At 74.8% G+C, this 14,243-nt stretch carries 14 protein-coding genes; 9 read left to right on the forward strand and 5 right to left on the reverse strand.

What is annotated here, in order from left to right; translation table 11 throughout:
- The first annotated feature begins 50 nt into the window (after positions 1–50).
- Entirely contained in the window at positions 51–926 is an 876-nt protein-coding gene (locus ABZ479_RS15005) for a MurR/RpiR family transcriptional regulator (RefSeq protein ID WP_499600232.1), read from the forward strand.
- A 47-nt stretch (positions 927–973) separates the two neighbouring features.
- On the opposite strand, the gene ABZ479_RS15010 is transcribed toward ABZ479_RS15005, so the two are convergent.
- The 3 genes from ABZ479_RS15010 to ABZ479_RS15020 form a co-directional block, all read right to left on the reverse strand.
- On the reverse strand, positions 974–2,194 hold the full coding sequence (locus ABZ479_RS15010) for a cytochrome P450 (RefSeq protein ID WP_500461980.1): 1,221 nt from the start codon (positions 2,192–2,194) through the stop codon (positions 974–976).
- A 73-nt stretch (positions 2,195–2,267) separates the two neighbouring features.
- On the reverse strand, positions 2,268–3,632 hold the full coding sequence (locus ABZ479_RS15015) for an NAD(P)/FAD-dependent oxidoreductase (protein ID WP_500461981.1): 1,365 nt from the start codon (positions 3,630–3,632) through the stop codon (positions 2,268–2,270).
- A complete protein-coding gene (locus tag ABZ479_RS15020) occupies positions 3,622–3,831 on the reverse strand; it encodes a ferredoxin (protein ID WP_089222253.1) in 210 nt (69 codons plus the stop codon). The genes ABZ479_RS15015 and ABZ479_RS15020 overlap by 11 nt, the downstream gene beginning before the upstream one ends.
- Positions 3,832–3,992: 161 nt before the next feature.
- Between ABZ479_RS15020 and ABZ479_RS15025 the strand changes: the two genes are divergently transcribed.
- On the forward strand, positions 3,993–4,571 hold the full coding sequence (locus tag ABZ479_RS15025) for a hypothetical protein (RefSeq protein WP_500461982.1): 579 nt from the start codon (positions 3,993–3,995) through the stop codon (positions 4,569–4,571).
- 51 nt (positions 4,572–4,622) lie between these two features.
- Here ABZ479_RS15025 and ABZ479_RS15030 read toward each other — a convergent pair whose 3' ends face one another.
- Entirely contained in the window at positions 4,623–5,912 is a 1,290-nt protein-coding gene (locus ABZ479_RS15030; RefSeq protein WP_500461983.1) for a type III PLP-dependent enzyme domain-containing protein, read from the reverse strand.
- Between the two features lie 427 nt (positions 5,913–6,339).
- On the opposite strand from ABZ479_RS15030, the gene hutU reads away from it, so the two are divergent.
- From hutU to ABZ479_RS15055, 5 genes are all read left to right on the forward strand, one after another.
- Complete coding sequence (gene hutU, locus ABZ479_RS15035) at positions 6,340–8,025, forward strand: urocanate hydratase (RefSeq protein WP_500461984.1); 1,686 nt, start codon at positions 6,340–6,342, stop codon at positions 8,023–8,025.
- Positions 8,022–9,230 (forward strand): allantoate amidohydrolase, encoded by a 1,209-nt coding sequence (locus ABZ479_RS15040; RefSeq protein WP_500461985.1) that lies wholly within the window; start codon positions 8,022–8,024, stop codon positions 9,228–9,230. The genes hutU and ABZ479_RS15040 overlap by 4 nt, the downstream gene beginning before the upstream one ends.
- The gene (locus tag ABZ479_RS15045; protein WP_500462034.1) at positions 9,227–10,585 is read left to right on the forward strand and encodes a formimidoylglutamate deiminase; all 1,359 of its coding nucleotides are present in this window, start codon (positions 9,227–9,229) and stop codon (positions 10,583–10,585) included. The genes ABZ479_RS15040 and ABZ479_RS15045 overlap by 4 nt, the downstream gene beginning before the upstream one ends.
- A complete protein-coding gene (gene hutI / locus ABZ479_RS15050; RefSeq protein WP_500461986.1) occupies positions 10,582–11,754 on the forward strand; it encodes an imidazolonepropionase in 1,173 nt (390 codons plus the stop codon). The genes ABZ479_RS15045 and hutI overlap by 4 nt, the downstream gene beginning before the upstream one ends.
- 66 nt (positions 11,755–11,820) lie before the next feature.
- On the forward strand, positions 11,821–12,060 hold the full coding sequence (locus ABZ479_RS15055) for a hypothetical protein (RefSeq protein WP_500461987.1): 240 nt from the start codon (positions 11,821–11,823) through the stop codon (positions 12,058–12,060).
- 49 nt (positions 12,061–12,109) lie between these two features.
- Here ABZ479_RS15055 and ABZ479_RS15060 read toward each other — a convergent pair whose 3' ends face one another.
- Positions 12,110–12,994, reverse strand: coding sequence for an RNA polymerase sigma factor SigF (locus tag ABZ479_RS15060; protein WP_499600243.1), 885 nt, complete (start codon positions 12,992–12,994; stop codon positions 12,110–12,112).
- 195 nt (positions 12,995–13,189) lie between these two features.
- Between ABZ479_RS15060 and ABZ479_RS15065 the strand changes: the two genes are divergently transcribed.
- Positions 13,190–13,558 (forward strand): STAS domain-containing protein, encoded by a 369-nt coding sequence (locus ABZ479_RS15065; RefSeq protein WP_500461988.1) that lies wholly within the window; start codon positions 13,190–13,192, stop codon positions 13,556–13,558.
- Positions 13,559–13,699: 141 nt separating this feature from the next.
- Positions 13,700–14,200: an ATP-binding protein gene (locus ABZ479_RS15070; protein ID WP_499600245.1), complete on the forward strand. Its 501-nt coding sequence runs from the start codon at positions 13,700–13,702 to the stop codon at positions 14,198–14,200.
- Positions 14,201–14,243 lie beyond the last annotated feature (43 nt).

A 14,243-nucleotide genomic window follows, 5' to 3' on the forward strand; every position in this document is an offset into this window, starting at 1 on the left:
AGAATCATGCAGAGTCATCGGCACATGAATAGCCGAGCGGAGAGGGCGTCATGGCCACCGACAACGCCACCGCGGCCGACGGGACCGACAGCGCGTCGGCGCGCCTGGTGAAGCTGTTCGAAGCGCACCGGCTCACGCCCACCCAGCGCCGCATCGCCCACTGCCTCGTGCGGCGGGCCGCCGACGCGCCGTTCCTGTCCAGCGTCGAGGTCGCCGAACTGGCCGGGGTCAGCCAGCCCTCCGTGACCCGCTTCGCGGTCGCGCTCGGCTTCGACGGCTACCCCGCGCTCCGCCGCCACCTGCGCGAGGTCGCCCCCGCCGCGGTGCCCCCGGGCCGGCCGGCCGGCGACACGTACAACGAGTACCAGGAAGCCGTGCAGGCCGAGATCGAGAACCTGCGGCACCTGGCCGCACTTCTCGCCGACCCCGCGCCCGTCGCCCGCGCGGGCGCCCTGCTCGCCGCGTCCCGGCCGCTGCCCGTGCTGGGCCTGCGCGCCGCGGCCGCCCAGGCCCGGGGCTTCGGCTACTTCGCCGCCAAGGTGCACCCCGACGTCCGGCTCCTCGACGAGGGCGGCAGCATGCTCGCCGACCGCGTCGACGCGGCCGTCCGGGCCGGGGCGAGCGCCCTGCTGTGCTTCGCGCTGCCCCGGCACCCGCGCGAGGTGGTCGAGGCCCTGGAGTACGCCCGCTCCGCCGGGCTCACCGTCGTCACCGTCGCCGACAGCGCGTTCGCGCCGGTCGCCGCCCACTCCGACGTCCTCCTCCCGGCGGCCGTCGGCACGGGGCTCGCCTTCGACACGGCGTGCGCGCCGATGCTGCTCGGGCGGGTCCTGCTGGAGGCCATGTGCGACGGGCTGCCGGACGCGCAGGCGCGGCTGGAGGAGTTCGACACCAAGGCCGCGGCGCAGGGCCTGTTCGTGGAATGACCCGTCCCCGGCCCGGTGACGGCCCCCGGCCCGGTGACGGGCCGCGGTCAGGCGCCCGTCCCGTCGTGCTCGACAAGGAGGTGGCGGGGACCGCGCAGCACCGGGCTGCGCCGGTAGGGCGGCGGGTCCTCCACCAGCCGCAGGCCGTCCAGGTCGCGCAGCAGGGCCGTCAGGGCGATCTGCGCCTCCAGCCGGGCGAGCGGCGCCCCGAAGCAGCTGTGCACACCGCTGCCGAAGCCCAGGTGCTGGTTGTCCGTGCGCCGCGGGTCGAACCGGTCGGGGTCGTGGAACCGCCGCGGATCGCGGCTGCCGGAAGCGAGCACCAGGACCAGGGGCGCCCCCTTGGGCACGGTGACCCCGGCGATCTCGACGTCGACCAGCGGGGTGCGCTGGGGCAGCATCTGCACGGGCGGTTCGAAGCGCAGCAGTTCCTCCACCGCCCGCGGCATCAGGGCCGGTTCGCCGCGCAGCAGCTCCAGCTGGTCGGGCCGGCGCAGCAGGGTGAGCATGCCGTTGGTGATCAGGTTGACGGTGGTCTCGTGCCCGGCGACGAGCAGCAGCACCGAGGTGACCATCAGCTCGATCCGGTTCAGCCCGCCGGCCGGGTCCTGGTCGTTGACGAAGGCCGACAGCAGGTCGTCGGAGGGCTTGCCGTGCCGCTCCTCGGCCAGCCCGCCCAGGTAGACCCCCATCGCCCGGCGGGCCTCGGTGGCCGCCTGCGTGCGCTCGGTGGGGTCCTCGTCGGGGTTGAGGTCCAGTCCGCCGACGATCGCGTCGGACCAGCCGCGGAACTTCGGCTCGTCCTCCCGGGGCACCCCCAGCAGGCGGCAGATCACGGTGACGGGGAGCGGGTAGGCGAAGTCGTCGACGACGTCGATGCGCTCCTTGCCGCGGAGCCCGGCGACGAGTCCGTCGGCGATGCGGACGATCTCACCGTGCATGGCGTCGACCCGGCCGGGGGTGTGCGGCGGGCCGAAGGGCCGCATCGTGGTGCGGCGGAGCCGGTCGTGCTCGGGGTCGTCGAGGCCGATGAAGGACGGCGCCAGCTCGCCGGCCAGCCGGACCTCCTCCGGATCGCTGCGGTGGCGCCGGTCGGAGCTGATCCGCGGGTCGTGGAGCAGGGCCGTGATCTCGTGGTACGTGCCGACGAGGTAGCTGCCGTCGTCCTGCGGCGCCACCTTGCTCTCGCGGAGTTCGGCGTAGAGCGGGTACGGATCGGGCCGGCTGGCGTAGTCGGTGATCCTCCGGAACAGCGTGTCCGCAGCCATGCGCGGGGGCTCCTCGTCGTCGTGGGCCGCGGCGTCCTGCCACGGCCCGTCGGCCAGGCGGTGGGCGGCGGCCTCAGCCGGCGGGCCGCACCAGGGTCAGGCGCCGGTCCGGCAGATGACCGGTGAGGGCGACCGTCGGGCCGTGCGAGAGCACCGCGGGGTCGGGCACGTCGGACGGCAGGGGGATCATCGGGGCGGTCCGGTCGGCGGCCCCCGGCTCGGGCGGGAACGGCGCGGCCGTCTCGATCAGGTTCTGGTAGTAGTCCAGCCACTTGGCCCGGTTCACCGACACCGCGGCGGTGATGCGGCCCTTGTAGCCGTAGACGACGACCAGCCGCGCCTCGCGCAGCGAGCCCTGGGCGACGACGACCTGGTCGGAGTAGGTGGGCACGCCCACCGACTTGATGTTGTGGCCGAACTGGCTGGACCAGAAGGTCGGCACCGCCAGGTGCGGCCGCCGGAACGGCCCCGCGCTGACCATGTTGTGGGCCGCGACCTCGGCCTGCGCGACCGCGTTGCCCCAGTGCTCCAGGGCGATCAACTGGTAGCCGAAGAGCGGGTGCGGGAAACGGGCCACGTCGCCGGCGACGAACACGTCGTCGGTGACGATGCCGTACATGTTGAAGGCGCGGCAGCCGGCGTCGCAGGTCACGCCGCGCGGGCCCGCGGCCAGGCCCGAATCGGCCAGCCACTCGGTGTTGCGCACGGCGCCGAGGGCCACCACCGCCACGTCCGCCTCGACGATGCTCCCGTCGGAGAGCCGGGCGCCGGTCAGCCGGCCATCACCCTCCAGAGAGGTGACCTGCACCCCGCAGCGGAGGTCCACCCCGTGCCTGTGGTGCATCTCCGCGGCGACCGCGCCGAGCGTCCCGCCGAGCGCGCCCACCAGGGGCGCGGGGCCGCGCTCCACCACGGTCACCGGGATGTCCCGCTCCCGGCAGGCGGAGGCGATCTCCGATCCGGTGAACCCGGCGCCGATCACCAGCACGCGCCGGGGCCCCGCGTCCAGCCGTTCCGCGAGCCCGGCCGCGTCGTCGCTGGTCCGCAGCGCGAACACCCCGTCCAGCGCGGCCTCGGCGGGGTTCGGCCAGGGGCGGGCACGGGTGCCGGTGGCGATCAGCAGGCGGTCGTACGGCAGTTCCTCGCCGTTCGCGAGGAAGACCCGCTTGCCGGCCCCGTCCACGCCCGTCGCGGCGACGCCCAGTTTCCACCGCGCGTCCACCGGGCGGCGCGCGGGGAGCCCGGTCCCCGTCGCCGGCACCCGGCCGAGCAGCACCTGCTTGGACAGCGGCGGCCGGTCGTACGGTGGATGGGGTTCGTCGCCCACCAGGGTCAGCGAGCCCTCGAACCCCTCGTCGCGCAGCGTCTCGGCGGCCCGCAGACCGGCCAGGGACGCGCCGACGACGACGATGCGCCCGTCGCGCAGTTCATCGGACATCGGCACCAGCCGCCCCGCCCACGAGGATGGCCTGCACCGGGCACGCCACCGCGGCCCGGTGGACGCGCTCCTGCTGGTCCTCCGGGACGGCCGGGACGTACAGCAGCGCCTCCTCGCCGTGCAGTTCGAAGACCTCGGGAGCGAGGAACGCGCACTGCGCGTAGGCCTGGCAGCGATTGAGGTCGACCACGATGTTCATACGCACCACTCCAGCCCCTCTGGCCCCTGCTCTCAGTGGTAGCACCGCGCCCCGGGGGCCGCATGCGGTGCCGGTCCCGGGTCCTTTCTCACGGAATCTTGATGTTCCGTGAGTAACCTCCCTCCCCAGCACACTCGGAACGAGCCGTGGAGGAGGCAGCGGTGGTGCGGGGAGCGTATGCGCTGGCGCGGGTGGCGGTCCTGGTGCGGGTACCGGCGCGGTGGCTGTGGTGGCTGGGGCTCGTGGCGGCGGGCGTCGGGGTGTTCGTGCCCGGACTGACCGGCCGCCGGATCGGGGTGCTGGGCGGGGCCGCGCTCTTCGTGGTCGCCGCGGTGGTGGCCTTCCTGGTGCGCCGGGGGCGGTACACCGCCCTGGCGGAGGCGGCCGAGCGCGCGCCCCGGGGCGCCTTCCTGCAGGACCGCCGGGTCACCGCACGCGCCTGGTCCCGGGCCCGGCGCTGGTGGCTGCTCGGGGCGTTCGCGGTGGCCGTCGCGTCCGGCGTCGCCGCGCCAGCGGCGGCGGGGATGCTGCTGGCCGGTGCCGGGGCGGGGCTGTGGGCCAAGGCCGTATGGCTCGGACGCTGGGAGCGGGCGCACGAGACGCTGCTGTGGGTCCGGCCCGAGCACGCAAGACGCGGTCCCGCCGCCCCGTCCGTCCCCGGGTACGAGGCCACCGGGCCGGTCGCGGGCGACGCCGGTCCGGGCGGATCGTCGCGCCGCCGGGCCGCGGCGGCCCACTGAGCCGTCCGGGTGACGGCCGGGGCGGGCCGGTCGTGCCGCGGCCCGGCCGGTTCAGCCGCCGCTCTCCCGTACGAGGTCCTCGATGGTCTGGGCGCGGCGCAGGGTGCGGAAGTCCGGGTCGGGCCCGGAGTAGCCGTGGACGGCGGGGCGGGGCAGCGAGTTGTACGCGAAGTGCGTCGAGAAGTAGTACGCCCCCGTGTCGGGCAGCGCCACGAGGTCGCCCTCCGCGAGCAGCGGCAGTTCGCGCGCCGTCGCGACGAGGTCGCCCGCGAAGCAGCACGGCCCGGCCACGTCCTGGACGACCGGGGCGCCGTCCTTGGGGCGGCCCCGCGGATCGAGGGCCAGCACCCGCAGCGGCCAGGCGCCGGGCGCGAAGACGGTGCGCGTGGCGACCTGGGCGCCGGCGTGCGTCACGGCGATCGCGCGGCCCCCGGCGGACTTGGTGTACTCCACGCGCGCCAGGATCGTGCCCTGCTTGGCCACCAGTGACCGCCCGAACTCCGTGACCAGCGCGTACCGCCCGTCGAAGAGCCCGGGCACGGCGGCGCGGAGCGCGTCGGCGTAGGCGCGGAAACCGGGCCGGACCTCGTCGGAGGCGAAGTTGACCGGCAGACCGCCGCCGATGTCGAGGGTGGTCACCTGCCGGCGCCCGGCCGCCGTGTTGATCCGCTCCGCGAGCTCGTACGCGGCGCGGACCCCGGCCGCCATCAGCTCCAGGGGTACTCCCTGCGACCCGGTGTGGGTGTGCAGCCGGGTGAGCCAGGGCCGGTCGAGGTAGGCGCGGACCACCCAGTCCACGGCGCCCTCGTCGCGCAGGGCGACGCCGAACTTCGACGTGGCGGTGGCCGTGCTCATCGCCCCGATGCTGCCCGCGCCGACCTGGGGGTTGACCCGCAGGCCCAGCGGGGCGGCGGTGGTGCCGGGGGGTACGAGCCGGTCCAGGCGGGCCAGTTCCTGCGGGTTGTCGGCGTTGAGGGCGATGCCGAGGGCGAGCGCCTCCCGCAGCTCGTCCGGGGTCTTGGCGGGGGAGTCCAGCACGATCCTCCCGGCGGGTACGCCCGCGGCCCGGGCCAGGGCCAGCTCGCCGGGGCTGGCGACCTCCGCGCCGATGCCCTCCTCGGACAGCAGCCGCAGCACCGGCACCAAGGAGGCCGCCTTGACCGCGAAGGTGTGCGTGACCTCCACCCCGGGCGTCGCGAAGGCCGCCCGCAGTTCGGCGGCGGCCGCCCGGACGCCGTCCAGGTCGAGCAGTCCGACCACGGGTCTGTCCGGGCCGACCAGGCCCTGTTCGACCGCCGCGCGCAGTGCCCGTCCCCGTCGTGCCGCCGGTTCCTCGGTCATACCGCCATCGTGTCAGCCCGGGACCGCTACGGGCAGGCTCCCCGCGTCCGCCCGCGACGGTGGTGCCGGTCGCGGCCCACGAGTCGTGCGGGGCGTCCCTTGCGGGCGCCGGTCCGGTGCCGACGCGCCCGAGCCGGGTGCCCTGCCTGCGGCGCGACGACGGTGCGTGCGACGTCCGTGCCGCGGGTGCCGGAGGCCGCCGGCGGGGTGGCCGGCTCCGGGCCGTGCCGGGTGCCGCCCGCGCGTCCCGTGGCCGCTGGGTGCCGTCGTGCGGGGCCGGCGGGTACGAGCGGGCCGGGAAGGGGGACGTGTCCAGCGGTGCATCGGGGCGGCAGGGGCGTCGCGGAGGTGCCGCGGCCCGGTTGACTAGTGCTATTCAGCAGACCAGGATGTGAATGACTCAATCCAGTCACGAGGAGGCAGGGGCATGACCGGAACCGGTGCCGGACCGAGGACCGTACGCGCACCGCGCGGCAGCGCGCTCACCGCCCAGGGGTGGCAGCAGGAAGCCGCGCTGCGGATGCTGCAGAACAACCTCGACCCCGAGGTCGCCGAGCACCCCGAGAAGCTCGTCGTCTACGGCGGCACCGGCAAGGCCGCCCGTGACTGGCGGTCGTTCGACGCGATGGTGCGCACCCTCCAGGGCCTCAAGCAGGACGAGACGATGCTCGTCCAGTCCGGCCGCCCGGTCGGCGTGATGCAGACCCACGAGTGGGCGCCGCGCGTGCTCATCGCCAACTCCAACCTCGTCGGCGACTGGGCCACCTGGGAGGAGTTCCGCCGCCTGGAGGCGCTGGGCCTGACCATGTACGGCCAGATGACGGCCGGTTCGTGGATCTACATCGGCACCCAGGGCATCCTCCAGGGCACCTACGAGACCTTCGCCGCCGTCGCCGAGAAGAAGTTCGGCGGCAGCCTGGCCGGCACCATCACCCTCACCGCCGGTCTCGGCGGCATGGGCGGCGCCCAGCCGCTCGCCGTCACCATGAACGGCGGCGTCGCGATCTGCATCGACGTCGACCCGCGCGCCATCGAGCGCCGCATCGAGCACCGCTACCTGGACGTGCGGGCCGACTCCCTGGAGCACGCCCTCGCCCTGGCCACCGAGGCCCGCGACCAGCGCAAGCCGCTCAGCATCGGCGTGCTGGGCAACGCCGCCGAACTGGTGCCGCAGCTGCTGGCGATGGACGCGCCCATCGACATCGTCACCGACCAGACCTCCGCGCACGACCCGCTGGCGTACCTGCCGATCGGGGTCGACTTCGCGGACATGACCTCCTACGCGGCCGAGAAGCCCGCCGAGTTCACCCAGCGGGCCCGCGAGGCGATGGCCAAGCACGTCGAGGCCATGGTCGGCTTCATGGACGCCGGCGCCGAGGTCTTCGACTACGGCAACTCCATCCGCGGTGAGGCCCAGCTCGCGGGCTACGAGCGCGCGTTCGCCTTCCCCGGCTTCGTCCCGGCCTACATCCGCCCGCTGTTCTGCGAGGGCAAGGGCCCCTTCCGTTGGGCGGCGCTGTCCGGCGACCCGGCCGACATCGCCAAGACCGACAAGGCGATCCTGGAGCTCTTCCCGGAGAACGAGTCGCTGGCCCGCTGGATCAAGATGGCCGGCGAGCGCGTCCACTTCCAGGGCCTGCCCGCCCGCATCTGCTGGCTCGGCTACGGCGAGCGCGACAAGGCCGGTGAGCGCTTCAACGAGATGGTCGCCGACGGCACTTTGGCCGCGCCGGTCGTCATCGGCCGCGACCACCTCGACGCGGGCTCGGTGGCCTCCCCGTACCGCGAGACCGAGGCCATGCTCGACGGCTCCGACGCCATCGCCGACTGGCCGCTGCTCAACGCCATGGTCAACGTCGCCTCCGGCGCCTCCTGGGTCTCCATCCACCACGGCGGCGGCGTCGGCATCGGCCGCTCGATCCACGCCGGCCAGGTCACCGTCGCCGACGGCACCAAGCTGGCGGGCGAGAAGATCCGCCGCGTGCTCACCAACGACCCCGGCATGGGCGTCATCCGGCACGTCGACGCCGGGTACGAGCGCGCCGAGGAGGTCGCCGCCGAGCGCGGCGTGCGCGTGCCCATGCGCGAGGGCGCGGAAGGCGGGGAGGCGTGACCTCCTCGTTCCACGAGATGTGGACGGAGTTGCGGCCGATCGGTCGCGACTCCGGCTCCGGCGGCTACCGCCGCTACGCCTGGACCGGCGCGGACACCGACTGCCGCGCCTGGTTCCGGGCGCAGGCCGAGAGCCGGGGCCTGGCCTACGAGCTGGACCGCAACGGCAACCAGTGGGCCTGGCTGGGCGACCCCGCCGCGGGGGACGCCGTCGTCACCGGTTCGCACCTGGACTCGGTGCCGGACGGCGGCGCCTTCGACGGGCCGCTGGGCGTCGTGTCGTCCTTCGCGGCGCTGGACGAGCTGCGCGCCCGTGGCGCCGCTCCCGCAAGGCCCCTGGCGGTCGTCAACTTCGGCGACGAGGAGGGCGCCCGCTTCGGGCTGGCCTGCGTCGGCTCCCGGCTGACCGCGGGACAGCTCACCCCCGACAGGGCCCACACCCTGCGCGACGGCGACGGCGTCACCCTCGCCCAGGCCATGGAACGCGCCGGCCACGACCCCGAGGCGATCGGCCCGGACCCCGAACGCCTCGCCCGCATCGGCGCGTTCGTCGAGCTCCACGTCGAGCAGGGCCGCTTCCTCGCCGACACCCCGCACGCGGTCGGCGTCGCCTCCGCCATCTGGCCGCACGGCCGCTGGCGGTTCGACTTCCACGGCGAGGCCAACCACGCGGGCACCACCCGCCTGGAGGACCGCCGCGACCCGATGCTGACCTACGCCAACACCGTGCTGGCCGCCCGCAAGAAGGCCCGGCTCGCCGGGGCGCTGGCCACCTTCGGCAAGGTCGGCGTGGAGCCCAACGGCGTCAACGCCATCGCCTCCCTCGTACGCGGCTGGCTGGACTCGCGCGCCGCCGACGAGGCCACCCTGGCCGAGGTGGTGGGCGAGATCGAGCGCGCCGCGGTCGAGCGGGGCGCGCGCGACGGCGTCCGGGTGCAGGTCACACGGGAGTCGTTCACCCCGGTCGTGGAGTTCGCGCACGGCCTGCGCGACGAGCTGGTCAAGCTGCTCGGGAACGTGCCCGTGCTGCCGACCGGGGCGGGACACGACGCCGGCATCCTCTCCGAGGCCGTGCCGACCGCCATGCTGTTCGTACGGAACCCCACCGGGGTCTCGCACTCCCCGGCCGAGACGGCCACCGAGGACGACTGCCTGGCCGGGGTGACCGCACTCGCCGACGTACTGGAGGGCCTGGCGTGTCGCTGACGCCGCAGAGCTACTGGGCCGAGTACGCGTGGACGGGCGGCCGCGTCGAACGGGGCGTGGTCCTCGACACCGCCGCCGACGGCCGGATCGCCGCCGTGCGCACCGGGGCCGCCGCGCCGCCCGTCGGGGCGGTGACGCTGCGCGGGCTCACCCTGCCGGGCCTGGCCAACGCGCACAGCCACGCCTTCCACCGGGCGCTGCGCGGCACCGTGCAGCAGGGCAGCGGCACCTTCTGGACCTGGCGCGAGGTCATGTACCGGGTGGCGGCCGCGCTGACCCCGCAGACCTACTTCGACCTCGCCCGCGCCACGTACGCGGAGATGGCGCTGGCCGGCATCACCTGCGTCGGCGAGTTCCACTACGTCCACCACCGGCCCGGCGGCGGCCCCTACGAGGAGCCCAACGCCATGGGCGAGGCGCTGATCGCCGCCGCCGCCGAGGCGGGCATCCGGATCACCCTGCTCGACACCGTCTACCTCTCCTCCGGCTTCGGCGCCGCCCCCGAACCGCACCAGCTGCGCTTCAGCGACGGCGACGCCGAGGCCTGGGCCGAGCGTGCCTCCGCCCTCACCGACCGGCCGCACGCGCGGATCGGTGCGGCCGTCCACTCGGTGCGCGCGGTCCCGGCGGACCAGCTGGCGACCGTCGTGCGCTGGGGCGAGGAGCGCCAGGCGCCGCTGCACGTCCACCTGTCCGAGCAGCCCGCCGAGAACGAGGCCTGCCAGGCGGCGTACGGCGTCACCCCCACCCGGCTGCTCGCCGACCACGGCGTGCTCGGCCCGCGCACCTCGGCCGTGCACGCCACCCACCTCACCGATGAGGACGTCGCGCTGCTCGGCGGCTCCGGCACCACGGTGTGCATGTGCCCCACCACCGAACGGGACCTCGCCGACGGGATCGGCCCGGCCGGCCGGGTGCAGCAGGCGGGCAGCCCGCTCAGCCTCGGCAGCGACAGCCACGCCGTGATCGACCTGTTCGAGGAGGCGCGGGCCATGGAGCTGGACGAGCGGCTGCGCACCCGCACCCGCGGCCACTGGACCGCCGCCCAGCTGCTGCGCGCCGCCACCGCCGACGGCCACTCCTCACTCGGCTGGGACGACGCCGGGCGGCTGGAGGCGGGCGCGCTCGCCGACTTCACCACGATCGCGCTGGACAGCCCGCGCACCGCCGGACCCCCCGCCCGGCTCGGCGCCGAGACCGCCGTCTTCGCGGCCACCGGGGCCGACGTCCGCCACACGGTGGTCGGCGGCCGGCACGTCGTCCGCGACGGCGTGCACCAGCTCGTCCACGACGTCGGCGCCGCCCTGACCGCCGCGATCTCCGCCGTCCCCGCCGCCGAAGGAAACCCGTCATGAGCAGCAGCGTCATCACCAACATCGGCAGCCTGGTCACCAACGACCCGGCGCTCGGGGAGGGCCCGCTCGGGCTGCTGGAGGACGCCGCCGTCGTCATCGACGGCGAGCACGTGGCCTGGGTCGGCGCCCGTGCGGCGGCGCCCGCCGCGGACGAGTCGTACGACGCGGCCGGACGGGCGGTCGTCCCCGGCTTCGTCGACTCCCACTCGCACCTGGTCTTCGCCGGGGACCGCACCCAGGAGTTCAACGCCCGCATGTCCGGCCGGGCGTACACGGCGGGCGGCATCCGCACCACCGTCGCCGCCACCCGTGCGGCGAGCGACGAGGAACTGCACGCCAACGTCGCCCGCTACGTCGCCGAGGCCCTGCGCCAGGGCACGACCACCATCGAGACCAAGTCCGGCTACGGCCTCACCCCGCACGACGAGGCCCGCGCCCTGCGCATCGCGGGCGACCACGCCGACGAGGTGACCTTCCTCGGCGCGCACATCGTGGCCCCCGAGTACGCCGACGACCCGGCCGGCTACGTCGACCTGGTGACCGGCCCGATGCTCGACGCCTGCGCCCCGTACGCCCGTTGGGTCGACGTCTTCTGCGAGCGCGGTGCCTTCGACGGCGACCAGGCGCGCGCCGTCCTCACCGCCGGCGCCGCCCGCGGGCTGGTCCCGCGGGTGCACGCCAACCAGCTCGGCCACGGCCCGGGCGTGCAGCTCGCCGTGGAGCTGGACGCGGCCTCCGCCGACCACTGCACCCACCTCACGGACGCCGACGTGGACGCGCTCGCGAACAGCCGCACGGTGGCCACGCTGCTGCCCGGCGCCGAGTTCTCCACCCGCGCCGTCTACCCCGACGCGCGGCGGCTGATCGACGCGGGCGCGACGGTCGCGCTGTCCACGGACTGCAACCCGGGCTCCTCCTTCACCAGTTCGATGCCCTTCTGCGTGGCCGTCGCCGTGCGGGACATGGGGATGACCCCCGACGAGGCCGTGCGGGCCGCGACCCTGGGCGGCGCGCAGGCGCTGCGCCGGGACGACGTCGGACGGCTCGCCCCCGGCGCGCGGGCCGACGTGGTCGTGCTGGACGCCCCGTCGCACGTCCACCTCGCCTACCGGCCCGGTGTGCCGCTGGTGTCCGCCGTATGGCGGCGCGGGGTGCGCGCATCGCTCTGACCCCCGCCAGGCGCGGGCGGACGCGGCCGCACCGGTGGCGGACGTTCGGGATCGAGACGTCTACGGGTGCTGACCGGGGCCCTGCTGTCCCTGGCGGCCGCGGGCCCCTTCGGCACGGCCCCGTGCGTCACGGCGGCACCGGCCTCCGGCGCCGGTGACGGGGCCCGGCCGCTCGGCCGGGTCGTGCCCGCGCCGTCCTCGGTCGCGCCTGGCGGGACGGCGTCCGAGACGATCACCGGCAGCGCCGACATCGCGTACACGGCCTTCCCCCGCCGGCCCGTCCTGAGCACGCGGAGGGCCCGGTGAGAGGACTCTCACCGGGCCCGTCGCTCCGTTCCGGGGGGAGGGAGGCGGGTCACTCCTCCACGAGCAGGCCCCGCCGCAGACGCCCGAGGGTGCGGCTGAGCAGCCGCGACACGTGCATCTGGGAGATGCCCAGCTCGGCGCCGATCTCGGACTGCGTCATGTTGCCCACGAAGCGCAACGAGAGGATCTGCCGGTCGCGCGCCGAGAGCTCGGCGATCAGCGGCTTGAGGGACTCCACGTACTCGATCCCCTCCAGACCGTGGTCCTCGTACCCGATGCGGTCGGCGAGCGCGCCCTCGGAGTCGTCCTCCTCGGGCTGGGCGTCCAGCGAGCTCGCGGTGTAGGCGTTGCTCGCGCTCATGCCCTCGACGACCTCGGCCTCGCTGATCTGCAGCCGGTCGGCCAGCTCGCCGACGGTCGGCGCGCGGTCCAGCTGCTGCGCGAGCTCGTCACCCGCCTTGGCCAGGTCCAGCCGCAGCTCCTGCAGCCGCCTCGGGACCCGCACGGACCAGGAGGTGTCGCGGAAGAAGCGCTTGATCTCGCCGATGATGGTCGGCATGGCGAAGGTGGGGAACTCGACCCCGCGGCTCAGCTCGAAGCGGTCGATGGCCTTGATCAGGCCGATCGTGCCCACCTGGATGATGTCCTCGACCGGCTCGCTGCGGGAGCGGAACCGGGAGGCGGCGAACTTCACCAGGGCCAGGTTGAGCTCGACCAGGGTGTTCCGCACGTAGCTGTACTCGTGGGTGCCCTCCTCCAGCGTCTCCAGTCGCTGGAAGAGCGTCTTGGACAGGGCCCGTGCGTCCACCGGGCCCACTTCGTCGAAGGGCGGGATCTCCGGGAGGTCCTCCAGGCCCTCCGGTGTTCCGTGTTCCTCGTGGACGCCGGCCTCGGTGGTCGCCGACGCGTCGTGCGCGTCGAGCCGGGATGCCATGCTCTCCTCCCTCGGGTGCGGCGGCAGGGCAAGCGGAGCGTGAAATTCAGCCCACACTCAACGCCTACCCCGTCCGGCGGGGATATTGCAACCCGGCGGACATCGATCTCCGGACCGCCGGAGCGACTACCACCCAGGTCAGGAAGCGCGTAGGGTGCGAGGTGCGGATCGCCGAGTCGTCCGGGAGGAGTGTGCATGGACCGCGAGATGGTCGACACGGCCGGGCGTGACCGGCTGCACGTTTCCGTGCAGCGCTACGGCACGAAGGCGGTCGTGGCGCCGGCGGGTGAGCTCGACCACCACACCGCCGACCTACTGCGCGAACCGCTCGACACCCTGATCGAGGACGGCTTCGGCACCCTCGTGGTCGACTGCACGCATCTGGAGTTCTGCGACTCCACGGGCCTGAACGTCCTGCTCGGCACCCGGCTGAAGGCCGAGGCGGCGGGCGGTGCGGTCCATCTGGCCGGGATGAAGCCGGCCGTGGCCAAGGTATTCGCCATCACCGGCGCCGAGGCCGTGTTCACCGTCCACGACACCCTGGACGACGCACTCGAGGAGTGACCCTCCGCGGCGGCCCCCACGGGGGGTGCCGCGGCACGCCCTGTTTCGTCCACGTCCGGAGGTGTTCACGGGAGCGGCCCGGGCAGGAGAGACCTGGGGATCACTTCGGACACTGGCGGACATCGGTGAGTGGAGGCGCTGATGAGCACCACCCGGCCCCCTGCGGCCGACGACCGCGGCCCGGACCCGGGCGGTGCGGCAGAGCCGACGCGCGGTCAGGCCCGGCAGGACGGCGAGGCACGTCGGCTGTCGCTCACCGACGTGGCCGGCGTGGTGCCCAGCGCCCGTGACTTCACGCGCCAGGCCCTCCATGACTGGGGCTGGCTGCCGGCCGACACCGCGGACCGCCGTGCGGCCGCCGAGGACGTCCTGCTGGTGGTGTCCGAGCTGGTGACCAACGCCTGCCTGCACGCGGGCGGCCCGGAGGAGCTCCGGCTGTTCCGGCACGCGAAGGCGCTGCGGCTGGAGGTCGCCGACGGCGGCTCCGGCAGCCCCTCCCCGCGCACCCCGCACCGGGCCGGACGGCCCGGCGGGCACGGGATGTTCATAGTGCAGCGGCTCTGCCTGGACTGGGGGGTCGTGCGCCACGCCGACGGCCGGCCGGGCAAGACGGTCTGGGCCGAGGTCGCGGCCCCCGCCTGAGCCGCATCCCTTCCCCTCTTTCCCCCACGGGCGTACTGTCGCG

Origin of the sequence: Streptomyces sp. NPDC005722, assembly GCF_040630935.1 — a bacterium.
GTDB lineage: Bacteria > Actinomycetota > Actinomycetes > Streptomycetales > Streptomycetaceae > Actinacidiphila.

Excerpts from the sequence above, each read along its gene's own strand:
- ABZ479_RS15005 (WP_499600232.1), top strand. The coding sequence starts at position 51 with ATGGCCACCGACAACGCCACCGCGGCCGACGGGACCGACAGCGCGTCG.
- ABZ479_RS15015 (WP_500461981.1), bottom strand. The coding sequence starts at position 3,632 with ATGTCCGATGAACTGCGCGACGGGCGCATCGTCGTCGTCGGCGCGTCC.
- hutI (WP_500461986.1), top strand. The coding sequence starts at position 10,582 with ATGAGCAGCAGCGTCATCACCAACATCGGCAGCCTGGTCACCAACGAC.
- ABZ479_RS15020 (WP_089222253.1), bottom strand. The coding sequence starts at position 3,831 with ATGAACATCGTGGTCGACCTCAATCGCTGCCAGGCCTACGCGCAGTGC.
- ABZ479_RS15010 (WP_500461980.1), bottom strand. The coding sequence starts at position 2,194 with ATGGCTGCGGACACGCTGTTCCGGAGGATCACCGACTACGCCAGCCGG.
- ABZ479_RS15030 (WP_500461983.1), bottom strand. The coding sequence starts at position 5,912 with ATGACCGAGGAACCGGCGGCACGACGGGGACGGGCACTGCGCGCGGCG.
- hutU (WP_500461984.1), top strand. The coding sequence starts at position 6,340 with ATGACCGGAACCGGTGCCGGACCGAGGACCGTACGCGCACCGCGCGGC.
- ABZ479_RS15065 (WP_500461988.1), top strand. The coding sequence starts at position 13,190 with ATGGACCGCGAGATGGTCGACACGGCCGGGCGTGACCGGCTGCACGTT.
- ABZ479_RS15060 (WP_499600243.1), bottom strand. The coding sequence starts at position 12,994 with ATGGCATCCCGGCTCGACGCGCACGACGCGTCGGCGACCACCGAGGCC.
- ABZ479_RS15070 (WP_499600245.1), top strand. The coding sequence starts at position 13,700 with ATGAGCACCACCCGGCCCCCTGCGGCCGACGACCGCGGCCCGGACCCG.